Consider the following 22,502-nt stretch of genomic DNA (forward strand, 5'->3'; position numbering starts at 1 on the left):
CCGGCCAGGTCGCCGGCGAGCGGCTGCATGGTCGTACAAGAGCGGCGAAAAGGAACTGGTCAAGGGCTGCCGAGCGAGGACGGCGCCGAGGCCGGGGCGGGTGTGGGGGTCGACCAGCGGCCGCCAGGTGCCGAGGCGTGCAGGGACCACCAGAGGGCGGCGAAGGCGGCCGGGTAGAGCAGGTAGCCGAAGCGGGTCGACGGGATCAGCATGATGGCCGCGGTCAGGCCGACGGCGATGACCAGGGCAGCGGCGGCAGTGGTCCGGGGCGGGCGGCGCAGGAGCCAGACGCCGATGGCGAGGCCGGCGGCGACCAGCAGCGACAGCGCGATCGTGCGGCCGGCCGGCACGGACGAGGCGATGAGCTGGCCGGGCAGCGGCGACTGGGCAGGGCTGGTGACCAGGCCGTGGCCGGAGGGGAAGCGCAGGACGTTTTCGACGAAGGCGGAGGGTGCGACCGCCAACGCCGGCAGCATCACCAGCAGCGGCAGGCCGAACGCGAAGGCCGCGAAGGACATGGTGCGGCGGCGGAGCGGGAGGGCGAGCGCTACCAGTACCAACGCCGCAGGGAGAGCGAAGAGTTTGAGCGCGCCGGCGAGTCCGATCGCGATGCCGGCGGCGAGCCAGCGGTCTTTGGCGGTGAAGGCCAGGGCGAGCAGGCAGAGGCTGAGCACGGGAAGGTCGTCGCCGCCGGTGGTGAGGGTGAGGGCGCAGATCGGCAGGACGGCGACGGACTGGGCGACGAGGACGAGGCCGGGCGGGGCGACCAGGTCGGCGAGCAGCCGCAGGGTCCAGAGCATCACGGCGACGGTGGCGACGAGGAACCAGATCCGGGCGTCGGTCCACCAGTGGGCGCCGAAGAGCGCGCGGGGGATGCCGAAGATCGACATGCCGGGTTGGTACGGGGAGTAGCCCAGCAGCCGTTCCGGCTCGGGGAGCGCGGCGATGGCGGGGCGGTCGAGGTAGGGCGTGCCGGTGTCGAGGAGGCGCCGGCCCATCTGCTCGACGACGAAGACCTCTTCCTGCGCGCGGTCGGTGCGGCCGCCGGCGCGCTGGACGGCCTGCGTGACGAGGGGGACGACCGTGACGGCGACGAAGACCAGGGCCGTGAGCAGCAGGCGGCGGAGCACGACGAACGTGATGAGGAGGGCCGCCGCGTAGCCCCACCAGGCGATCGCCCCCCAGGCGCGGTGCGGCAGCAGGGTCGACGTCAAGGCGGTGAGCAGGGCGAAGGCGGCCGACAGTCCGTAGAGGACCGCGTCAGTCGTCGAGAAGCGTGGCGAGGTGGCTATGGGGTCCATTCTTGCCCGGGCTCGGCGGCGGCGGAGCGGCGGGACCGGCGGTTGCGCGGGAGGCGGATCACGGTGTCGGTGTCGTGCAGGGGCGGCGCGAGGCAGCCGGGCTGGCCGTCGTGGCCGCGGCGCAGGGCGGCGAGGAGCCGGTCGGCGGGCATCGCGCGGGCGAAGAGGTGGCCCTGGCCGGCGGGGCAGCCGAGCTCCCAGAGCTGCTGGCGCTGGTCCTCGCGTTCGATGCCTTCGGCGACGACGACCAGGCCGAGGCTGCGGCCGAGGTCGATGGTGGAGCGGACGACGGCGCCGGGGGCGGAGGCGTTCATGGCGGCGACGAAGCTGCGGTCGATCTTGAGCTCGTCGACGGCGACGCGGGCGAGGGTGGCCAGCGAGGAGAAGCCGGTGCCGAAGTCGTCGAGGGCGAGGCGGATGCCCTGGTCGCGCAGAGCGGCGAGCACGTCGTCGACGACCTCGAGCTTGCTGAGCGTCACGGACTCGGTGAGCTCGATGATGAGCGACGAGGACTGGACGCCGCGCGCGGCGAGGCGGCGGGCGACGGCGTCGGGGAACGACGGGTCGAGCAGGCTGCGGGGCGACACGTTGACGGCGACCGGGATGGGGTGGCCGGCGTCGGCCCACTGCGAGACGGCGATCAGGGCCTGGTCGAGGACGGCGTCGGCGAACGCGGACAGCTGCCCGGAGCGTTCGATGGCGGGCAGGAAGCGGTCAGGCGCGAGGTCGCCGCGGTCGGGGTGGTGCCAGCGGGTGAGCGCCTCGGCGGCGATGACCCGGCCGGTGGCGAGGTCGACGATCGGCTGGAAGTTGACGACGAACTGGCCTTCGGCGACGGCGCGGGCGAGGTCGCCGCCGAGGGTGAGGGTGCCGATGTCGGCGGTGTCGCGGGCGTGCGCGTAGACGACGACCCGTTGGCCGTCCTGTTTCGCCTGGTACAGGGCGACGTCGGCGCGGCGGAGCAGCTCGCCGATGGTGCCGCCGCTGGCGGTCGTGACGCCGCAGCTGGCCTCGACGCTGATGCGCATGTCGTCGAGGTGGATGGGCGGGGCGAGGGCGTCGAGGATCGCGTGGGCGCGCATCTCGGCGAGGGCGGGCGCGCTGAGGTTGGCGAGGATGACGGCGAACTCGTCGCCGCCGAACCGTGCGACGAGGTCGCCTTCGCGGACGGCGGCGGAGAGGCGCTCGCCGACGGTGGTCAGGACGCGGTCGCCCGCGGAGTGCCCGAGGGTGTCGTTGACCTCTTTGAAGTGGTTGAGGTCGATGAGCAGGACGCCGACGATGCCCTGTGCGAGGACCTCGTCGCCGTACTGCTGCAGCTTGCGCCGGTTGGCGAGCCGGGTGAGGGGGTCCTGGGCGGCGGCGCGGGCGTGGCTGTCGGCGAGGCGCTGCGTCTCGGCGAAGGTGGAGGCGTTGCGGATCGCGGTGCACAGCGCGGCGGCGAACGTGTGCAGCGTGTACCCCTCGCGCTCGGTGAGCTTGACCGGTGCGCGGAAGCGCAGGCGCAGCTCGCCGAGGTCGGCGTCGCCGCGGTAGCTCTCCAGGCTGATCGGGATCACGAAGCCGCCCGCCGGCGGTGCGTCCTCGGGGGTGCCGTCGTAGAGGATGTCGCGGCCGTTGCTGCGCACGAGGCGGGTCTCGCCGGTCGGCGGGCGGATCTGGACCTCGACCTCGTCGGTGGAGAAGAGGGCGGCGGCCTTGCGGACGGCGGCGTGCAGGACGGCGGTCTGGTCGACGGAGTTGAACTCGTCGGTCGCCTCGGCGAGCCGCTGCCAGGCCTCGTTGCCCTGGCGGGCGCGGATCCGGTTGCCGGAGGCGAGGTGGATGCACCACAGCAGCAGCGGCAGGACGAACAGGAGCCACTGGTTGACGTGGTACAGCACGACGGTGGCGACGGCGATGCCGAGCGTGCCGACGCGCAGGACGGCGAGGATGTTCCAGTCCGCGACCAGTCGCTGCCGGTAGGGCGTGCCGGTGAGCATGGCGAACAGGCCCTGCGAGACGAGCTCGTCGACGACGGTGTACGCGAGGAAGGCGACCACGGTCGCGGAGAGCGCCGAGGTGAGCGGGTCGGCGCGGTCGACGTGCACCAGGAGCGGCTCGAAGCCGGTCGCCGCGCAGGCGAAGGCGGCCGCGGCACCGGCGAGGACCTCCTTGCCGATGTTGAAACCGATCTTCACCGGGACGTGCGTGCGATTCAGCGACTGATCGACGATTTTGCCGATGGCCACTGAAAGGATCACGAACGGCGGCGGCAGGAACACGGCGGTGGCGATGATGACCGCCGATACGGGTGTCGAGCCGGTGTTGGCCGAACGGATGCGGATGCTGATCCGCAGGTAGCGGCAGCCGAGCACGAGCACGGTCGGCAGCGGGAGGAAGAGCGCGAGGCCGCCGTAGTCCGTGATCAGCCAAAGTGCGGCAATGACGGCGATGCCTGCACCGACGACGACGGGACCAACGAGACGCCAGAGGCGCCGGTTGGTCGCGTCGTCGGTACCGATTGGTCGTTGCATCGCGGTCTGTTCATCGTGACGGATGGTCGGGCGTCCCTGTCAAGCCCGGTTCCGATTTCAGAGCCACTCGTGGATACGCATTGCTGCCCCCTTCGAGGTTCGTTCATCGCGGCGAACGGTCCCCGTGTAACAAGGGATTGATATTCATCAACCCCTGGCTTGATGAACGAAGCCTAGGGTGCAGGGTGCAAGTTGCCCATCCCAATATGTCCGTCGACTCATAGTTTGCGAAGAAGGGCACGGCTTGTCATATTTTGGTAACGTGAAAGTTACTCTCCGTGTAGCGGAATCGACGCACCCACCCCCTTAGCGTGCATGATCAAATCGAACTCCACTGGACGGCCGTTAGGGTGATGTCGTGGCAAACGAACTGACTCACGTCGACCGGTCCGGTGCGGCCCGGATGGTGGATGTCGCCGGCAAGGAAATCACCGTCCGACGTGCGGTTGCCGCTGGTTCCGTCCGCACCACGGTGGACGTAATAGCGTTGCTGCACGACGGTGCGTTACCCAAGGGTGACGCATTGGCGGTTGCTCGGATCGCCGGAATCATGGGCGCCAAACGCACGCCCGATCTCATCCCCTTATGTCATCCGATCGCGCTTCATGGGGTGACCGTGGACTTTACGCTGCGTGACGATACGGTTGATATTGCGGTGACGACCCGGACCGCCGACCGCACGGGCGTCGAGATGGAGGCCCTCACCGCGGTCGCCGCCGCAGGTCTCGCCCTCATCGACATGATCAAGGCGGTCGACCCGGCGGCCTCGCTGGAAGGCGTACGGGTGCTGCGCAAGGAAGGCGGCAAGACCGGACTGTGGGAGCGCAGCGCATGAAGGCCGTCGTGATCGTGGCGTCCAACCGGGCCTCCGCCGGCGTGTACGCCGACACCAGCGGACCCGTCCTCGTCGCCGGCCTCCGCGAGCTGGGCTGCGACGTCGGCGACCCGGTCGTCGTCCCCGACGGGCCACCCGTGGAGGAGGCGCTGCGCGCCGCGGTCGCCGGCGGCGCAGACGTGATCGTGACCAGCGGCGGCACCGGCGTCACGCCCACCGACGCCACCCCGGAGATGACCCGCCGCGTGCTCGACTACGAGGTGCCCGGCATCGCGGAGGCCATCCGGGCCGCGGGCGCGGCCAAGGTGCCGACCGCGATCCTGTCCCGCGGGCTCAGCGGGGTCGCCGGGCGCACCCTCATCGTCAACCTGCCCGGGTCCAAGGGCGGCGCCAAGGACGGTCTCGCCGTGCTCGGGCCGGTCCTTGCGCACGCCGTCGACCAGCTCCGCGGCGGCGATCACTGACGGTCTAGGCTCGACGCGTGACGTTACCGATCGCGTGGGTCGACGCCCGCGAGGCGGTGTTCGAGGCCGGCTCGGCGGCCGCTTCGGTCGCCGTGTCCGTCCCCCTCGCCGAGTCCGACGGCCTCACGTTGGCCGATCCACTGACCACGCTCACCGCGCTGCCGGCGTTTCCCACCTCGAGTGTCGACGGCTGGGCCGTCCGCGGCGCCGCGCCCTGGCGGATCACCGGCCGGGTCCTCGCCGGCGACGTCGCGCGGCCGCTGACGGCCGACGGCACCTGCGTGGAGATCGCGACCGGTGGCATGGTGCCCGAAGGCACCGACTACGTCGTGCGTGTCGAGGACTCCAAGGTCGACGGCGACCGGGTCCTGTCCGGCGAGCCGCGCAAGATCCCCGACTGGCGGATGATCGGCGAGGAGGCCGCCCTCGGCGAGGAGCTGCTGCCGGCCGGCACCCCGATCACCCCCGGCGTCATCGGTCTCGCGGCCGCCTGCGGCTATGACACGCTGCGCTGCCGCCCCAAGCCGCGCAGCGCGCTGCTGGTCTTCGGCGACGAGCTGCTGACCGCCGGCGTGCCCGGCGCCGGCCGGGTCCGCGACGCGCTCGGCCCCTCGCTGCCCTCGTGGTTGCGCCGCGCCGGCACGGAGGTCGTCCACCACCGCGCCCCGGTCGCCGACACCCTCGAGGACCACGTCGCCGCGCTCAGGACCGCCGTCGACGCCGGCGCGCAGGTCATCTGCACCACCGGCGGCACCATGCACGGGCCCGTCGACCACCTGCACCCGGCGCTCGCCGAGCTCGGTGCCACCTATGTCGTCAACACGGTGGCCGTCCGGCCCGGATTCCCGATGCTGGTGGCGCAGCTGCCCGGCGGGCAGTTCGTCGCGGGGCTCCCCGGCAATCCACAGTCCACCTTCGTTGCGTTGGTGTCGTTGGTACAGCCGTTGCTCGCCGGACTGGCCGGCCGACCCCGACCCACGCACGCGACCGTCAGCCTGGGCGCCGACATCCCCGGACGGGGTGACTTCACCCATCTCGCCCTGGTGCGCCGCGACCCGGTGGACGGACTGGCCTATCCGGTCGCACACGCTGGGTCTTCCATGCTTCGCGGGCTGGCCAACTCGATCGGATTCGCCGTCATCCCGCCCGGAGGGCGTGGCCTCGCGGGGACGCCGGCACAGCTCGTACCACTGCCGATACTGGATGGGGAGCGGGTGTGACCGACCGAATCACGGTCCTCGTGACCGCCGAGCCGATCGACGTGACGTCGCACGAGCAGGCGGTCGCCGACCGCGCGGCCGGAGCGGTCGTGTCCTTCGCGGGCGTGGTGCGCGACCACGACGGCGGGCGTGGGGTCGTCGAGCTGGAGTACGAGGGGCACCCCAGCGCCGGCGACGTGCTCGCGGAGATCGCGGCGGAGATCGCGGCCGAGCCCGCGGTGCACGCGCTCGCCGTGTCGCACCGGGTGGGGCGGCTGGAGATCGGCGACGTGGCGCTGGCCGCGGCCATCTCCACGTCGCACCGGGCGGACGCGTTCGTGCTCTGCGCACGGCTCGTCGACGAGGTGAAGGCGCGGCTGCCGGTGTGGAAGCGGCAGGTCTTCACCGACGGCGAGGAGGAGTGGGTCAACTGCCCTTAGGCCTTCGACCGGCTTACGGGAGCTTCCTGGCCAGGCGGGCAATTCGGGCGTCGCGCTGGGTCGCGTTGACCACGTGCCTCGCCTCGCGTTGCGCCGTGTGGATCGCGTGCCTGGCCTCACGCCGGGCCGTCTTGGCGGTGTACCCGGCCTCGCGCCGGGCACGCTCGGCGGTGTTGCGCGCCCGCCAGGCGATGCTGGGGCGGCCCTCGTTGTCCAGTGCGGCGAAGATCAGGCCACCCACCAGGCCGAGGTTCTTCAGGAAGTTGATCCGCTGCTGGCTGCGCTGCACCGGGTCCTCGACCTCCCAGAACGCGTGACCCGCCAGCGTCGTCGGCACCAGCGACCCCGCCAGCACCAGCGCCGCCGGGGTCGTCGCACGGCCGGTGGCCAGCAGGATCCCGCCGGCGACCTGGGCGGCGCCGTTCACCCGGACCAACGTCTCGGCGTCGGTCGGCAGGCTCTGGTGCACCGCCTTCAACGCCGGCTCCAACCGGTCCGTGACCGGCCTGGCCTTGTCGGCGAGCTTCGCCGGGGCACGCAGCGCGGCCCAGCCCTGAATCACGAAGATCGCGGCGAGCATCGAGCGGGCCGCGGTGCGCACGGGTCTCATGCCCGGGTTCATACCCAGCCAAGGAATGTCGTACCCCATCACTACGCTTCGCAGCATGACCGAAACTTCGGCGGAGACGACGGTCTGGACCACCGACCAGGTGATGGCGCTCGCCCCTGACGCGTCCGCCCAGCGGGCGGCCCGGGGCATGGCCGGCGACCGCGCCTGGCTGGAGTCGGGGCTCAGCGCCACCGACGAGCTGCCACCGACGATCTGGGGCCTCTGCCAGGGCAGCGGCAGCACGCCCTACCAGACGGCCGTCGATCTGACCGAGCCCGCGTTCAAGTGCACGTGCCCGAGCCGCAAGTTCCCCTGCAAGCACTCCCTCGCCCTGCTGCTGCGCTGGTCCGCGGGCAGCGTCACCGACGCCACCGCGCCCGGCTGGGTGCAGGAGTGGCAGTCCTCGCGCGCTTCCCGGCGCGTCTCGGCGGCGGCGCCTCCGGCCGACGGTGCCGGCCCGGCCGGCGGCGGCTCCACGGGCGGCGGCAGGGCGCTGCCCGGTGAGAAGGCGCAGGCCCGCCGGGCCGACCGGATCTCCGCGGGCCTCGACGAGCTCGACCGCTGGCTGGCCGACCAGGCCCGCGCGGGGCTCGCCAGCGTCGCCAAGAGCGGCTATGCGCACTGGGACACGATGGCCGCCCGGCTCGTCGACGCCCAGGCCGCGGGGGCCGCCGGCATCCTGCGCCGCACCTCGGCCGTCACCGGCTCCCCCGAGCGGCTCCTCGGCGAGCTCGCCCGCCTCCATCTGCTCGTCGGTGGCTACCGGCGGCTCGCCGACCTGCCCGACGACCTCGCCGCCAGCGTCCGCATGCGCGTCGGCCTGCCCATCGCGACCGAGACCGTGCTCGCCGGCCCCGCGCTGCGCGACCGCTGGCAGATCCACGGCGTCCGCGACGAGATCGAGGACCAGCTCACCGTCCGCCGGGCCTGGCTGCGCGGCACCTCGACCCTGCGCCCCCTGCTCGTGCTGTCCTTCGCCGTCGCCGGCCAGTCCCTCCCGGTCGACCTGCTCCCCGGCACCGAGCTCGACGCGGACGTCTGCCTCTACCCGGGCGGCCAGCCGGCCCGTGCCCTGATCGCCAAGCGCCACGCCCCGCCCGCCCGCATGCACACCGTCGCCGGCGCCACCGGCATCGAGCCCAACCTGCGCGCCCACGCCGCCGCCCTCGCCGAGGACCCCTGGCTCGACTACTGGCCGATGACCCTCGACGCCGTCTGCCCCACCCGCGACGCCGGCACCTGGCACCTCGTCGACCCGTCAGGCTCCGCGCTCCCACTCGACCCGGCCGCCGGCGACCCGTGGCGCCTCCTCGCCATCACCGCCGGGCGCCCCACCACCGTCACCGGCGAATGGTCCGCCGGCGGCCTGCGCCCCCTCGGCGCCTGGTCCGAAGGCCGGCTGGTCCGCCTATGACGTGCCGAGCCTCCACCCGCTCCGCTGCGCCTGCGACGGGCCGAGCTTCCGCTTCCACTTGCTCCGCCGCGACCAGGCAGGCGCTGCTGGCGTGCGGAGCCGTCATCTCCGCCCGGCCCGGCACGGTCGGGCATGTGCCAGTGACGTGCCGGGCCTCCGCCGCGACCAGGCGTGCGTTGCCGGCCTGCGGAGCCGTCATGTCCGTCCGTCCTGCGGCGGTTGGGCATGTGTCTGCGACTGGCCGAGCTTTCACCTCCACCCGGGCCGCTGCGACCAGGCATGCGTCCCTGGCGTGCCGAGCCGTCATCTCCATCTGGTCCGCGGCGGCTGGGCATGCGTCTGTGATGGGTGGAGCGTTCGTCTCCACTCGGGCCGCTTCGACCAGGAGTGCGTTGCCGGCGTGCCGAGCCGTCACCTTCACCCGGGCCGTTGCGACCAGGCATGCGTCCCTGGCGTGCCGAGCCGTCACCTCCATCTGGTCCGCGGCGGCCGGGCACGTGCCTGTGACGGGCTGGGCCTCCACCCTCACCAGGTCCGCTGCGACCAGGAGTGCGTTGCCGGCGTGTCGAGCCGTCACCTCCATCCGGCCCGCGGCGGCCGGGCATGCGGTGTTCGCCACCAGCTCTGTAGCCGGTCTCGTGTGGTCGCCGGGCTTCTCGGAGCTGGCTCAGGTGCGGTCCGCGCCCGAGCCATGTGCATCGGTGACTGGTGGGGACGCTTCCCTGGGCCGACGGTCGACGGTGGTCGAGCAAGGTCTTGTGGGAGGGTCGTCCGTTGGTGCCGCGCCAGGGTGTCCGGTGACCGTTGACGGCGCGTCTCGGGCACAGTTGTCGCCGGCTGCGCGGTGGTCGGGGGTCGGCGTGCCCGCAGCTGGGTCGCAGCGCTCGGCAGGTGGCGCTGTGGTTCGGGGGCTGTCGCCGGTGGCTGTCGCGGGTGTGCGGTGGTCGCCGGGTGGCGGCGCTGTGGTTCGGGCACTGTTGCCGGTGGCTGTCGCGGCCATGTGGTCGGCGCGGTGGTCGGCGGGTGGTGGCGCGGTTCGGGCACTGTCGTCGGTGGGTGGTGCTGCCGGGTCGCTGGCGGGGGTGCGGGTGGCGGGCGGGGGCGCGTTCGGGGGATGGCCGGTGGGGCTCGATCTTGGTGAGGGGGAGGTGTCGTGAGCGAGCTTCCGGAGTGGGGGGACGTCCTGGCGACGGCGCTGGTCGGCACGCAGCGGCGGCACCTTGCGGCGGGTGACGGGGACCCGGCCGAGGTGCTGCTCGACGCGGCGGCGGCGTTGACGATGTATCGGCGGGCCGGGATCGCGGCGCGGGCCGGGGTGCCGGTGCCGGCGCCCGCGCCCGACGACTCGGGGATTCCGCTGGTGCCCTGGCCTGCCTCGGCGCGGGCGGCGGACCTGCTCGCGGTCGACGCGGCGGGGTATGGGTCGAGCAACGCGACTCCAGTACGTGATGCGGATGGGCGACTGGAGCTCCTCGCCGAATGGCTCAGCGCGGTCGGGGCCAGGAGGGTGCCCGGTGAGCTGTTGCCGGCGCTGCTGGAGGTCGGGCGGCGGCACCGGGTCCTGCGGGGGCTGATCGCTTCGGTGGGCGGGCCGCGGGCGGCGTGGCTGGCGGCGCAGCGGCCAGACTGGGGCTACCTGGTCACCACCGCGGTCGACGGGCCCGTTGACGACGGCAGCGCTTGGGAGCTCGGGTCGATCGGGCGCCGGGTGGGGTATCTGACCACGTTGCGGCGGCGGGACCCCGGTGCGGCGCGCGACCTGCTGCGCACGGCCTGGCCCGCCGAGACGCCCGACGACCGGGCCGCGCTGCTCGGCGCGATGGCGACCGGCCTGTCCGGTGACGACGAGCCGATCCTGGAGACCGCGCTCGACGATCGACGCAAGGAGGTCCGTGCGGCCGCGGTGGAGCTGCTCGCGTTGCTGCCGGACAGCGCGTATGCGCGGCGGATGGCCGAGCGGTCGACGGCATGCGTGCGGATCAGCGGCGGGCGGATCATGGTCACGCCGCCGGCCGCGTGCGACAAGGCGATGCGGCGCGACGGGATCACGCCCCGGCCGCCGGTCGGGGTCGGTGAGCGGGCCTGGTGGCTGGAGGAGCTGCTCACGCGGACTCCCCTGCGGGTGTGGGGCGAGCCTGAGGAGTTCCTGCGGCTGCCGGTGACCGACGAGTGGGCCGCCGTGCTGCGCCGCGGACTGGCGCGGGCCGCGGCGGGGCAGCGCGACGCACGATGGGCGACGGCGCTCACCGGGCAGCTGACCGAGGAGGTCGCGGCCGGTGGGCGGCCCGATGACCGGTTGCTGCTGGAGGCGTTGTACGACGCCCTGCCGTCCGACGCACTCTCCGCGATCGCGGTCGAGGTGCTCCGTCGCGGGCTGGCCGGCGCGGCCGCCGTCGGCGTCGAGCACGTCCTGGAGCTGTGCCCGCGACCGTGGCCGTCGGCGCTGCTCGAGGCGGTGTTCGCCGCGCTCGACGACCTCGGCGGGCGGCGTTCGGCGGGGTGGCGGCTCGCCGGCCTGTGCGAGCTGGCCGCGCTGCGACTTCCCGCCGACGCCGCCGACCGGGCCGCGAAGCTCGCGTCCGGCCTGGCGTCCGATGACCCGATGTCCTCCATCGTCGGCCGATTCGCCGACACCCTCCGGTTCCGACAAGACATGCTCGAGGAGCTCGCGTGACCGTGACCGTGAACGAGGCCGACACCGCGACCGAGGCTGAGAACGTGCAGGCAGTCCAGCGGCGGCACGCCGAGGACGAGTTCGCCGCGGAGCTGGCCGCGCTGGCCGCCGGTGACGACCGCCCGCGGCCACCGGGATGGCGGCTGTCCCCCGCGGCCGTCGTGACGTATCTGCTCGGCGGGGCCGCCGCCGACGGGACCGTGATCATCCCGAAGTACGTCGGGTCGCGGCGGTTGATGGAGGTCGCCGTCGCGACGCTCGCCACCGACCGGGCGCTGCTGCTGCTCGGTGTGCCGGGGACCGCCAAGACCTGGGTGTCGGAGCACCTGGCCGCGGCGATCAGCGGCGACTCGACGCTGCTGGTCCAGGGCACGGCGGGCACGCCCGAGGAGGCCATCCGCTACGGGTGGAACTACGCCCGCCTGCTGGCGGAAGGGCCCAGCCGGGCCGCGCTCGTGCCCAGCCCGGTGCTGCGCGCCATGGCCGACGGCAAGATCGCGCGGATCGAGGAGCTGACCCGCGTGCCGTCCGATGTGCAGGACAGCCTGATCACCGTCCTGTCGGAGAAGACCCTGCCGGTGCCCGAGCTCGGCGAGGAGGTGCAGGCCCGCAAGGGGTTCAACGTCATCGCCACGGCCAACGACCGCGACCGCGGGGTCAACGAGCTGTCCTCGGCGCTGCGCCGCCGGTTCAACACCGTCGTGCTGCCGGTGCCGGCCGGGGTCGAGGAGGAGGTCGACATCGTGTCGCGCCGGGTCGCGGCGCTGGGCAAGGCCCTGGAGCTGCCCGAGCTGCCGCCGGCGGTCGACGAGATCCGGCGGGTCGTGACCGTCTTCCGCGAGCTGCGTAACGGCGCCACCGAGGACGGCCGCACCAAGCTGAAGTCGCCCAGCGGCACCCTCTCGACGGCCGAGGCGATCTCCGTGGTCACCAACGGCCTGGCCCTCGCCGCGCACTTCGGCGACGGGGTGCTGCGCGCCGGCGACGTCGCCGCCGGCATCCTCGGCGCGGTCGTCAAGGATCCGGTCTCCGACCAGGTCGTCTGGCAGGAGTACCTGGAGACCGTGATCCGGGAGCGCGAGGGCTGGCGCGACTTCTACCGGGCGGCCCGTCGCGGTGAGTGATCCGCTGCTGCTCGGCGTGCGTCACCACGGGCCAGGGTCGGCCCGGGCGGTGCGGCGCGCCCTCTCGGCCTTCCGCCCCGACGTGATCCTCATCGAAGGCCCTCCGGAGGCCGACCCGCTGGTCCCGTTCGCGGGCGATGAGGACATGCGCGCCCCGGTGGCGTTGCTCGCGTACCCGGCGGACAACCCCGACCCGAAGCTGCGGGCGTCGTTCTGGCCGTTCGCCGAGTTCTCCCCCGAGTGGCAGGCGATCCGCTGGGCCGTCGCGTGCGGCATCCCCGTCCGGTTCATCGACCTGCCCGCGGCGATCCGCCTCGCGTCGGGCACGCCGTCCGCGCCGACCCCCGCCGACGACGTGGTGCGGGTCGACCCGATCGGCGCCCTGGCCGAGGCCGCCGGCTACGACGACCCCGAACGCTGGTGGGAAGACGTCGTCGAGCACCGCCGCGAACCGGGCACCCCGCTGACGCCGGCCACCCTCGACCCCGCCCCCGCTCAATCAGCGACCGCCGCTCAATCAGCGACCGCCGCGGAAGCAGCGACCGCCGCGGAAGCAGCGACCGCCGCGGAAGCAGCGACCGCCGCTCAAGGAGCGACCGCCGCGGAACCAGTGGCCGGTGGCGCCCAACCTGCGGGCCGGGGCGTCCAAGCCGCGGACGGTGGCGGTGCTGTGGGCGGTCACGGTCAAGGTGGCGAGGGCAGAGCGACGGAGCGAAGCGGGGACGGCGACGTTGCAGGCGCCGAGTTGCGTGCCGGCGAGGCGGGGGCGCTGTTCGCGATGGCGCCGGAGGGAGCGCCGGTCACGATGGCGCCGGAGGGAGCGCCGGGCGACGACATCGATGCCGGGCAGCTGGCCGCGGCCGTCGCGCCGTTCGAGGCGATCGCCGAGGCCATGACCGTCGTCAGGGCCCACGCGCCCGCACCGCCCGAGGCGGAGCGGGTCGATGAGGAGCGGCGCGAGGCGTACATGCGGCAATCGCTGCGAGCGGCGGTGAAGGAGTTCGAAAGGGTCGCCGTGGTGTGCGGGGCGTGGCACGTGCCCGCGCTGACCGCGCCGCTGCCCAGCGCGTCCTCCGATGCCGCGGTGCTCAAGGGGCTGCCGAAGGTCAAGGTGTCGATGACCTGGGTGCCGTGGACGCACAACAGGTTGGCGTCGTGGCAGGGGTACGGGGCCGGAGTGCGCTCGCCGGGCTGGTATCACCACCTGTTCACGGCGGTGGACGAGCACGTCGTGGCCCGATGGTTGGTGAAGGCGGCGGGTGTACTGCGAAAGGACGGCGTCCCGGTCTCCAGCGCCCACGTCATCGAGGCGACGAGACTCGCCGAGGCGCTCGCGACGATGCGGGGACGGCCGCTCGCCGGGCTCGCCGAGGTCACCGACGCCGCGCACGCGGTGCTGTGCGACGGCGACGACCTGCGGCTCAGCCTGATCAACCGGCGGCTGGTCGTCGGCGACCGGCTCGGGCGGGTGCCGGAGCAGACGCCGGGCGTGCCGATCGCGAAGGACGTGGCCAGCAGCCAGCGCAGGCTGCGGCTCCAGCCGGCGGTCAGCAGCCGCGAGATCGACCTCGACCTGCGCCGCGACCTCGACCTGCAGCGCAGCCAGCTGCTGCACCGGCTGCGACTGCTCGGCGTGGAGTGGGGTCAGGTGCTGGCCAACCGCAAGGGCCGGGGCACGTTCTGGGAGTCGTGGCAGATCGCGTGGCAGCCGGAGTTCGCGGTCGACCTCGTCGAGGCCGGCGTCTACGGCACCACGGTCCGCGAGGCGGCGACGGCCCGCGTCGCCGAGCAGGCCGCCGAGGCCGAGACGCTCGCGGACGTGACCGCGCTGGTCGAGCGGTGCCTGCTGGCCGACCTGTCCGACGCCTTACCCGGCGTGCTCGACGCGCTGGACGAGCGGATGGCGCTCGACGCCGATGTCGCGCACCTGATGGATGCGCTGCCGGCGTTGGCCCGGACGCTGCGGTACGGCGACGTCCGCGGCACCGACCTCTCCGCCCTGCGGTCCGTGACCCTCGGCATGATCACCCGCGTCTGCGTCGGCCTGCCCGCGGCGGTCGGGGGGCTCGACGACGCGGCGGCCACGGTGATGCGCGACCGGATCGACGGCGTGCAGGGCGCGCTCGCGCTGATCGACGACGCCGACGCGAGCGGGCGCTGGCAGGCGCTGCTCGGCAGCCTGTCCACCCGCGACGACCTGCACGGGCTGCTCACCGGGCGGATGAGCCGGCTGCTGCTGGACGCGGGCGCGGTCGACGCCGACGAGATCGGCGCCAGGATGGCGTTGGTCCTGACCGTGGGTGTACCCGTGGCCAAGGCCGCCGCCTGGATCGAGGGCTTCCTCGCCGGCGACGGCCTGCTGCTGGTCCACGACGAGCGGCTGCTCGCGCTGGTCGACGCCTGGCTGACGGGCATCCCCGCCGACGCGTTCGTCGAGGCGCTGCCGTTGCTGCGCCGCACGTTCAGCGGCTACCCGGCCCCGCAGCGCCGCATGATCGGCGAGCGGGCCGCCCACATCGGCACCGGCGGCCGCCCCCGCTCCGGCGACCACGACGACCAGGTCGACCCCGACCGCGGCGCCCTGCTGCTCCCGGTGGTGGCCCGCCTCCTGGGCAAGGAGCTCCGACATGCCTGACCACAGCAGCGCGACCGAAGTAGGACCCCGCCCCAGCGCGACCGGCCGCGACGCCTCAGGTCGCACCCGCGGCGTGACCGGACCCGACGGCATGGAGCGCCCGTTCGGCGTGACCGAATCCGCCGGTATGCGCCGCACCCGCGGCGTGACCGGACCCGACGGCATGGAGCGCCCGCGCGGCGTGACCGAATCCGCCGGTATGCGCCGCACCTGCGGCGTGACCGAACCCGACGGCGTGATCACTTGTCAGGGGCGGTCTGGTCGGCGGCTTCCGCGGCGCGACGGCGTGGCTGAGCGCAGCCGCGTGCAGGAGGGACGCGGCGAGTGCGGTGGGCGGTCCGGTTCGCGGTGGATTCCGCAGCAGGACGAACGGCGGCGGGCGAAGGGGGCGGACCATGGATGAGCAGCACGGCGACGAGCAGCACACGGACGAGCGGCTCCGGCGCTGGCGGCTCGCGCTCGGTGGGGCGGCCGGCGGTGAAGGCACCGGCTACGGGCTGACCGGCGCGGACGTGTCCATCGACGCGGCGCTCGGCGCGCTGTACGACGGCGGGGAAGGCACGGGCAGCCAGCGCGGCGCGGGGCTCGGTGCGTCGGCGCCGCGGGTCGCGCGGTGGCTGGGGGACATCCGGCAGTACTTCCCCTCGACGGTCGTGCAGGTGATGCAGGCCGACGCGATCGAGCGGCTCGACCTGACCCGGCTTCTGCTCGAGCCGGAGATGCTCGACGCCGTCGAGCCCGACGTGCATCTCGTCGGCACGCTGCTGTCGCTGAACCGGGTCATGCCCGACAAGAGCAAGCGGGCCGCGCGGAAGGTGGTCGCCAAGGTGGTCGCCGAGTTGGAGCGGCGCGTCGCACAGCCGACCAGGACCGCGCTGGCCGGGGCGCTCAACCGGGCGGCGAGGATCAACCGGCCGCGGCACCACGACATCGACTGGAACCGGACCATTCGGGCGAACCTCAAGCATTACCAGGCCGAGCACCGCACGGTCGTCCCCGAGCGGCTGGTCGGCTACGGCCGGCGGGCCCAGTCGGTACAGCGGGACATCGTGCTGTGTGTGGACCAGTCGGGATCGATGGCGGCGTCGGTCGTGTACTCGGGCGTGTTCGCGGCGGTGCTCGCGTCGATGCGGTCGCTGAAGACGTCGCTCGTGGTGTTCGACACGGCGGTGGTCGACCTGACGGAGCGGCTGCAGGATCCGGTCGACGTCCTGTTCGGCACCCAGCTCGGCGGCGGCACCGACATCAACCGGGCCATCGCGTATGGCCAGCAGCTCATCACCCGGCCGCGGGACACGATCTTCGTGCTGATCAGCGACCTGTACGAGGGCGGCGTCCGCGAGGAGATGCTCCGGCGCGTCGCGGCGATGACGGCCGCCGGGGTGCAGGTGATCGTGCTGCTGGCGCTGTCCGACGAGGGCGCGCCGGACTACGACCACGAGAACGCGGCGGCCCTGGCGGCGCTCGGAGTGCCGGCGTTCGCCTGTACGCCGGACGTCTTCCCCGACCTGATGGCCGCCGCCATCGAGCGCCGCGACCTGCGCGGCGTCATCGAGAAGTCGAAAACCTAGGGCGATCTAGTCGGCGGGCTGCGAGCGGATGTACCGGGCAAAGTGCGGCACGGTGAAGGCGACCGTGCCGCGCTCGCCGGAGTAGATGAGCCCCTTCTTGATCAGGGCGTCCCGCGCCGGGGAGAGGCTCGCCGGGCGCCGGCCGAGCGAGCGGGCGATCTCCGCGGTCGGCACGGCCTCGGAGACGTCGACGGCGGGCAGGAGGGTGGCCATCGAGCGCATGTACTCGCGCTCGGCCGGCGTGGCGCGCTCGTAGCGGGAGCCGAAGAAGCCGACGGCCAGCTCCGCCTCGGCCTCGGGCGCCGCCACCCGGACGTCCGCCGCGGTGATCGGCGAGTGCGGCGCGTGGTCCCAGGTCGCCTTCCCGTAGGCCTGCACGAAGTACGGGTAGCCGCCGGAGGCCTCGTAGAGGGCGTCCAGCGCCTTCGCCTCGTACTCCACCTCCTCACGCATCGCGGGTGCGGTGAGCGCCAGGTCGGCGGCGATCCGGTCGAGCCGGTCGATGCGCTGGTAGCGGAACAGCCGCTCGGAGTAGGACTTCGACGCCGTGAGCAGCGCCGGCAGGTGCGGCAGCCCGGCGCCGACCACGATCAGCGGCGCACCGGTCTGCGACAGCTCGTGGCACGCCGCGCACATGGCGGAGATGTCCTCGGCGGACAGGTCCTGCATCTCGTCGATGAAGATCGCCACGCCGGTGCCGACGTCGGTGGCGACGCTGGCCGCGTCGGTGAACAGCTCCACCAGGTCGATCTCGATGTCGCCCGAGTCGGCCCGACCGGTGGTGGCCGGCACGTCGATCCCGGGCTGCCACCGGTCGCGCAGCTTGCCCGGCGGCTTGTTGGGGTCCTCGCGGATCGCGAACGCCTTCAGCACCCCGAGGAACTCGTCGATCCGGTCGGGCGCGCGGTGGTGCGGCGCCAGTTCGCGGATCGCCATGTGCAGCGCCGCCGTCAGCGGCCGGCGCAGCGACTGGTCGGGCCGGGCCTCGATCTTGCCGGTGCCCCACAGCCGCGAGATCGCCTGCGAGCGCAGCGTGTTGAGCAGGACGGTCTTGCCGACGCCACGCAGGCCGGTCAGCATCAGCGAGCGCTCCGGGCGGCCGCGGGCGACGCGCTCGAGGACAACCTCGAAGGCCTGCAGCTCGCGGTCGCGACCGGCGAGCTCCGGTGGGCGCTGGCCTGCACCGGGGGCATACGGGTTTCGAACGGGGTCCACGATCGCACCGTATCGGCGTCTCTAGCCAAAACGCTAGAACCGCATAGAACATCCTTGTGGCGTGTCGTGCCTTGTCTAGCGAAGTCTAGGGCAGACGCAAGACAGGCTTATAACAAGGTGATCGAACACCTGTTCACCAGCTCGAACTAATGTACTACATGGTCTGAGGGGCCCAGTGCAAGGGGGGTCCCAAAAAGTTCGACGGCGCGCCGTTGCCCGGCGCGCCGTCGAAAACAGGGCGAAAGGGTCAGCTCCGGAGCTTCATGCAAAGCACGAAGGAGAACGTCTCCGGCGTTGCCTTGAAGAAGTAGTTGTGCGTGTAGCCGGTGACGCCGTTGCACTTCTCCTTGTCGGAGGTGCCCTCGATCCGCTTCAACACCTCGAACGTGCCGGCCGCGCAGGTCGTCTTCTGCATCACCGGAGCGGTCGCGGTGCCGGTGTTGGTCAGGCACTCGCCGACCTTGACCGTCTTCGCGTCGCCCGCCTGCACGCCACCGGGCGAGGAGGCGCCGCCGCTCGGCGCCGCGCTCGTGGACGCCTTCCCCGAGCCGCTCGGCTTCGGCGCCGCCGTCGTCGGCGAGGTGGTCGCGGGGCCGGTCTTGTCGTTCTTCAGGACATACCAGATGCCGGCGGCGCCACCGCCACACAGCAGCAGCACCAGGATGATGACGAGCGCGACCGTGCCGCCGGAGCCCCTCCGCCGCGGCGGGGCGGCAGGCGGACCCCACTGGTCTCCACCGGGGCCGGGGCCCGGGCCGGGCGGCTGGCCATAGGCCGGCTGCTGATAGGTGCCCGTCTGCCCGTAGTTGCCCCCATAGGGGCCACCCGACTGCGGCTGCTGACCCCACTGCGGAGGCTGGCCATACGGGTCCGGACGCTGACCATATGGGTCAGGCTGCTGACCATACGGGTCCGGCTGCCCGTATTGCCCGGGCGGCGGACCGTAAGGGTCCGGCTGGCCATAGGGATCCTGTTGGCCACCCTGCCAGGGGTCCTGGGGTTGGCCCTGGTACGGGCCCGGCGGTCCGTAACCGGACATGTGATCCTCCTGCTCCCGCGAAGCTCAAGGCAGCCTAGTTGCGTCGATGCAGCTACGGTAGCGCCACCCCCCGACACTTTCGCCTCACGGATAAGCGACAGAAGCCCGTTCAGATGAGCCGGAGCTGCCGGTCTTTGGGTTTCCTGGGTGCCGCGGGACCCCGCCGCTCCAACAGCCCGGGATCGATGGACGACAGGAACGGCGTCGGCGCCATCTCCCGCTCCGAGCCGTGGCGGAAACGGGTCCGGCTGTGCGACAGGAAGAGCCGGTCCTGCGCCCGGGTCAGCCCGACGAAGAACAGCCGCCGCTCCTCCGCGACGTCGTCCTCCGAGCGGCCCTGCGAGCCGGGCATCCGCAACGGCAGCAGGCCGTCCTCGCAGCCGACCAGGAACACGACCGGAAACTCGAGGCCCTTCGACGCGTGCAGGGTCAGCAGCGTCACCCGGTCCGCCCGCGGGTCCCAGCCGTCGACCTCGGCCCCCGTGGCCAGCGCGCCCAGGAACTCGTCCAGGTCGCTGCCCGCCCGCAACGCCGGCGGCGTCATCAGCTCGACCGCCGTCCACACGTCCGCCTCGGTCAGCCCGATCACGTCGGTGTCCAGCTGCCCGCAGCGACCCGCGACGACCTGCCCGGCCAGCCGCACCCGCGCCGCGATCGATCCGCCGAGCCCCGTCGCGAACCGCAGCTCGCGGGCGATGGCGGCGACACCCGGACGGTCCAGCAGCCGGTCGTGCGACCGCTTCTGCACCGGCACGCCGGCCCGCGCCAGGGCGTCCACGACCGGCGCCGCCTGCGAATCGGTCCGGTACAGCACGGCGATGTCGGAGAAGGACATCGCGCCGACCGTCGCCCGCGAGTCGACCCGGTTGTCGTGCGACCGGTGCGACAGCCCGCCGACCAGCTCGTCGACGGTACGGACGACGAAGTCCGCCTCGTCCGCGACCGACGTCGCCGGGTAGAGCCCGACCATCGGCGCCTCGAGGTCCAGCCGCGCCGGATCGAGCCGCCGCCCCGGCACCAGCGTCGTCGGCGCGATCGCCTGCACCGCCGCGGCCAGGATCGGCGCCGACGAGCGGTAGTTGCGGGTCAGCCGCACGACCCGCGCGTCGATGTCTGGCGTCGAGAAGTCGGTCGCGAACCGCAGGAAGAACGACACCTCCGCGCCGCGGAAGGAGTAGATCGCCTGGTCGGGGTCGCCGATCGCGCACAGGTTGCCGCCGGGCGGGCAGAGCAGCCGCAGCAGCTCGTACTGCACGGGGTCGACGTCCTGATACTCGTCGACGAAGATCCACTGCCACCGGTCGCGGTAGCGGTCGACCAGCGCCGTCGACTCGGTGAGCAGCTGCACGCTCAGCGTCAGCAGCTCGTCGAGCGACACCATGTCCTTCGCCCGCAGCGCCTTGGCCAGCGCCTCCACGGTCGACGGCTCCATCGCCGCGAGCGCCCGCCGCGCCTCCCGCTCCGGCAGCGGGTCGAGGGCCGCGAGCAGATCGGCCTCCTCCGCGATCCGGAACTTCTGCGTCAGCCCGACCGCCGGCGCGTTCTCCCGCAGGATCGACAGGCCCAGCGCGTGGAACGTCGACACCGTCACGGCCTCGGTCACCGGCCCGAGCAGGCCCTCCAGCCGCTCCCGCAGCTCCTCCGCGGCCCGCCGGGTGAACGTGATCGCCAGGCACTCCTCCGGATACACGTCCAGCTCGGCGCACAGGTACGCAATGCGATGCGTCAACGTCCTCGTCTTGCCGGTGCCGGGTCCGGCCACGATCAGCAGCGGCCCGCCGGGCGCCGACGCCGCCACCCGCTGCAGCGCGTCGAGCCGGTCGAGCAGCCCCGTCCCGACCTCCTCCATCCCGGCCAGCATCGGCTCGAGCGGCTCATGCGGCGACGCGGGCGCCGAGATCGGCGGCGCGGGCTCGGGTGCCGCGGCGGGCGCCGGTCGGCGTCGCTTCGGCGCCGGCTTCGGCGTGGGCTCAGCCTTGCGCTGTTTCGGCAGCTGCGGCATCGGTACGTCGAACAGCACGTCCTCTTGCATGCCACGGGACCGTAGCTCGTCCGGTTCGAAGAGCTTGATGACCCCGTACTCGCCGTCGAAGCCCGGCGTGCGCCGCACCTCACCGCGCCGCAACCTGCCGATGCCCTCGCCGAGCAGCTCCCCGCCCACGCGGCTGATCTCGTCGACCGGGACCTCGCGCAGGATCGCCAGCTCCGAGCCCAGCTCCGCGACGAGCGACGCCAGCTGCGTGTCGACGGTCTTGGACTTCGCACCGACGCCGTGGATCTCGCCGAGGATCTCGTGCAGCTGGATCAGGTGCGTGACCTGCGGCGCGCCGGGCGGCACGTACCCATCCGGCCGGTCGGCGAGCTCCTCGACGCGGTGCAGCACGCCGACCGTGAGCGCCTTGCCACAGACCGGGCACAGGCCCTGTGCCTCGCGGGTCTGAGCCGGCAGCCAGTTCACATCACAGGCCCGGTGCCCGTCGCCGTGATACTTGCCCTCCTCAGGGAAGAACTCGATCGTCCCCGCGAGGCCGTCGCCGGTGCGCAACGCGTCCCGCACCTTGAAGTAGTCCAGCTCACTGGTCAGCAGCGTCGCCTCGCGAGCCAGCGCCGGCGGCGAGTGCGCGTCCGAGTTGGACACCAGCCGGTACTGGTCCAGCGACGACACCCGCCAGTTCATCGCCGGATCGGACGACAGGCCCGTCTCCACGGCGAAGATGTGCCCGGCCAGGTCGCCGTAGCAGTCGGCGATCGCGTCGAACCCCGACTTCGACCCCAGCGCGGAGAACCACGGCGTCCAGATGTGCGCCGGCACCAGGAACCCGTCGGGGCTCGCCTCCAGCGTGATCTCGAGCAGGTCCCGCGAGTCGAGCCCCAGGATCGGCCGCCCGTCGGACCCGAGGTTGCCGATCCTGCCGAGCGCGGCGTTGAAGCGCCCCGCCGCCTCGAAGTCCGGCTGGTACACCAGGTGGTGCACCTTGCGGGTCCGATCGCCCCGCTTGTAGATCGTGGAGATCTCCACCGACAGCATGAACCGCACCGGCGCCCCGTCGGCCGCGTTCGCCAGCCGCCCCGGCAGCCGCCGCAGGATCTCCGCCTCACGGTCCGGCTGCAGGCGGAACAGGCCCGGCTCCGCCGGGACCAGCGCCTCCCGCAGGTGGTCGTGCCAGGCGGGGTGGGTGAAGTCGCCGGTGCCGAGCAGCGTGATGCCCTTGCGCCGGGCCCACCAGGTGAGCGTCTCGATGCTGAGGTCGCGACTGCACGCCCGGGAATACTTCGAGTGGATGTGCAGATCGGCTACGAACGAGTGGTCGGCGACGTTCGAAGGCACGCCGAATACTGTCACATCGTGCTTCCGCCCCACCGCTGGCGCGGCGGGTCCCGGCGGGGATTCTCACCCGCACCCCAATGCGCCGCTCCGCGACGCACTGCCCGCGCCGAGACGCGAGGCAGGGCAAGCGGCGCCTG

16 protein-coding genes are annotated in these 22,502 nt (G+C 72.9%); 10 read left to right on the plus strand and 6 right to left on the minus strand.

Annotation, left to right across the window (positions count from 1 at the left end; genetic code table 11):
• Positions 1-59: 59 nt before the first annotated feature.
• Positions 60-1,301, minus strand: coding sequence for a glycosyltransferase family 87 protein (locus AB0I21_RS51445; RefSeq protein ID WP_360572407.1), 1,242 nt, complete (start codon positions 1,299-1,301; stop codon positions 60-62).
• Positions 1,289-3,817 carry an EAL domain-containing protein gene (locus AB0I21_RS51450; RefSeq protein WP_360572409.1) on the minus strand — a complete coding sequence of 843 codons (2,529 nt, stop codon included), beginning with the start codon at positions 3,815-3,817 and terminating at the stop codon, positions 1,289-1,291. Before AB0I21_RS51450 ends, AB0I21_RS51445 begins: the two co-directional genes overlap by 13 nt.
• 358 nt (positions 3,818-4,175) lie before the next feature.
• Here AB0I21_RS51450 and moaC point away from each other — a divergent pair, with 358 nt between their 5' ends.
• From moaC to AB0I21_RS51470, 4 genes are read left to right on the plus strand one after another with little or no spacing between them, the layout of a single operon-like run.
• Positions 4,176-4,652 carry a cyclic pyranopterin monophosphate synthase MoaC gene (gene moaC / locus AB0I21_RS51455; protein WP_360572411.1) on the plus strand — a complete coding sequence of 159 codons (477 nt, stop codon included), beginning with the start codon at positions 4,176-4,178 and terminating at the stop codon, positions 4,650-4,652.
• Positions 4,649-5,116, plus strand: coding sequence for a MogA/MoaB family molybdenum cofactor biosynthesis protein (locus tag AB0I21_RS51460; RefSeq protein ID WP_354890187.1), 468 nt, complete (start codon positions 4,649-4,651; stop codon positions 5,114-5,116). The genes moaC and AB0I21_RS51460 overlap by 4 nt, the downstream gene beginning before the upstream one ends.
• 17 nt (positions 5,117-5,133) lie before the next feature.
• The gene (locus tag AB0I21_RS51465; protein WP_360572413.1) at positions 5,134-6,336 is read left to right on the plus strand and encodes a molybdopterin molybdotransferase MoeA; all 1,203 of its coding nucleotides are present in this window, start codon (positions 5,134-5,136) and stop codon (positions 6,334-6,336) included.
• Positions 6,333-6,755, plus strand: a complete 423-nt coding sequence (locus AB0I21_RS51470) for a molybdenum cofactor biosynthesis protein MoaE (protein ID WP_344508577.1) — start codon at positions 6,333-6,335, stop codon at positions 6,753-6,755. Before AB0I21_RS51465 ends, AB0I21_RS51470 begins: the two co-directional genes overlap by 4 nt.
• Before the next feature lie 13 nt (positions 6,756-6,768).
• Here the strand turns inward: AB0I21_RS51470 and AB0I21_RS51475 are convergent, their stop codons facing one another.
• Positions 6,769-7,365, minus strand: coding sequence for a DoxX family protein (locus AB0I21_RS51475; protein WP_360572415.1), 597 nt, complete (start codon positions 7,363-7,365; stop codon positions 6,769-6,771).
• 55 nt (positions 7,366-7,420) lie between these two features.
• On the opposite strand from AB0I21_RS51475, the gene AB0I21_RS51480 reads away from it, so the two are divergent.
• The 6 genes from AB0I21_RS51480 to AB0I21_RS51505 all read left to right on the plus strand — a co-directional run bounded on the left by AB0I21_RS51480 (position 7,421) and on the right by AB0I21_RS51505 (position 16,783).
• Positions 7,421-8,779, plus strand: a complete 1,359-nt coding sequence (locus AB0I21_RS51480) for an SWIM zinc finger family protein (protein ID WP_360572417.1) — start codon at positions 7,421-7,423, stop codon at positions 8,777-8,779.
• Positions 8,780-9,932: 1,153 nt separating this feature from the next.
• Positions 9,933-11,453 (plus strand): DUF5691 domain-containing protein, encoded by a 1,521-nt coding sequence (locus AB0I21_RS51485; protein ID WP_360572419.1) that lies wholly within the window; start codon positions 9,933-9,935, stop codon positions 11,451-11,453.
• Positions 11,450-12,577 carry an AAA family ATPase gene (locus AB0I21_RS51490; protein WP_360572421.1) on the plus strand — a complete coding sequence of 376 codons (1,128 nt, stop codon included), beginning with the start codon at positions 11,450-11,452 and terminating at the stop codon, positions 12,575-12,577. The genes AB0I21_RS51485 and AB0I21_RS51490 overlap by 4 nt, the downstream gene beginning before the upstream one ends.
• Positions 12,570-15,212: a DUF5682 family protein gene (locus tag AB0I21_RS51495; RefSeq protein WP_360572423.1), complete on the plus strand. Its 2,643-nt coding sequence runs from the start codon at positions 12,570-12,572 to the stop codon at positions 15,210-15,212. The genes AB0I21_RS51490 and AB0I21_RS51495 overlap by 8 nt, the downstream gene beginning before the upstream one ends.
• Before the next feature lie 73 nt (positions 15,213-15,285).
• Positions 15,286-15,615, plus strand: coding sequence for a hypothetical protein (locus AB0I21_RS51500; RefSeq protein WP_360572425.1), 330 nt, complete (start codon positions 15,286-15,288; stop codon positions 15,613-15,615).
• Entirely contained in the window at positions 15,608-16,783 is a 1,176-nt protein-coding gene (locus AB0I21_RS51505) for a VWA domain-containing protein (protein WP_360572427.1), read from the plus strand. Before AB0I21_RS51500 ends, AB0I21_RS51505 begins: the two co-directional genes overlap by 8 nt.
• 6 nt (positions 16,784-16,789) lie before the next feature.
• Here the strand turns inward: AB0I21_RS51505 and AB0I21_RS51510 are convergent, their stop codons facing one another.
• The 3 genes from AB0I21_RS51510 to AB0I21_RS51520 all read right to left on the minus strand — a co-directional run bounded on the left by AB0I21_RS51510 (position 16,790) and on the right by AB0I21_RS51520 (position 22,365).
• Complete coding sequence (locus AB0I21_RS51510; protein ID WP_360572429.1) at positions 16,790-17,998, minus strand: ATP-binding protein; 1,209 nt, start codon at positions 17,996-17,998, stop codon at positions 16,790-16,792.
• 247 nt (positions 17,999-18,245) lie between these two features.
• On the minus strand, positions 18,246-18,656 hold the full coding sequence (locus AB0I21_RS51515) for a hypothetical protein (RefSeq protein ID WP_360572431.1): 411 nt from the start codon (positions 18,654-18,656) through the stop codon (positions 18,246-18,248).
• 490 nt (positions 18,657-19,146) lie between these two features.
• Positions 19,147-22,365: a UvrD-helicase domain-containing protein gene (locus tag AB0I21_RS51520; RefSeq protein ID WP_360572433.1), complete on the minus strand. Its 3,219-nt coding sequence runs from the start codon at positions 22,363-22,365 to the stop codon at positions 19,147-19,149.
• Positions 22,366-22,502 lie beyond the last annotated feature (137 nt).

It is taken from the genome of Dactylosporangium sp. NPDC050588, from assembly GCF_040654975.1.
Classification (GTDB): Bacteria; Actinomycetota; Actinomycetes; order Mycobacteriales; family Micromonosporaceae; genus Dactylosporangium; species Dactylosporangium maewongense.

Bases quoted from the DNA above. Each gene is read 5' to 3' on its own strand.
- AB0I21_RS51480 (WP_360572417.1), top strand. From the start codon at position 7,421: ATGACCGAAACTTCGGCGGAGACGACGGTCTGGACCACCGACCAGGTG.
- AB0I21_RS51450 (WP_360572409.1), bottom strand. From the start codon at position 3,817: ATGCAACGACCAATCGGTACCGACGACGCGACCAACCGGCGCCTCTGG.
- AB0I21_RS51475 (WP_360572415.1), bottom strand. From the start codon at position 7,365: ATGAGACCCGTGCGCACCGCGGCCCGCTCGATGCTCGCCGCGATCTTC.
- AB0I21_RS51445 (WP_360572407.1), bottom strand. From the start codon at position 1,301: ATGGACCCCATAGCCACCTCGCCACGCTTCTCGACGACTGACGCGGTC.
- AB0I21_RS51460 (WP_354890187.1), top strand. From the start codon at position 4,649: ATGAAGGCCGTCGTGATCGTGGCGTCCAACCGGGCCTCCGCCGGCGTG.
- AB0I21_RS51505 (WP_360572427.1), top strand. From the start codon at position 15,608: ATGGATGAGCAGCACGGCGACGAGCAGCACACGGACGAGCGGCTCCGG.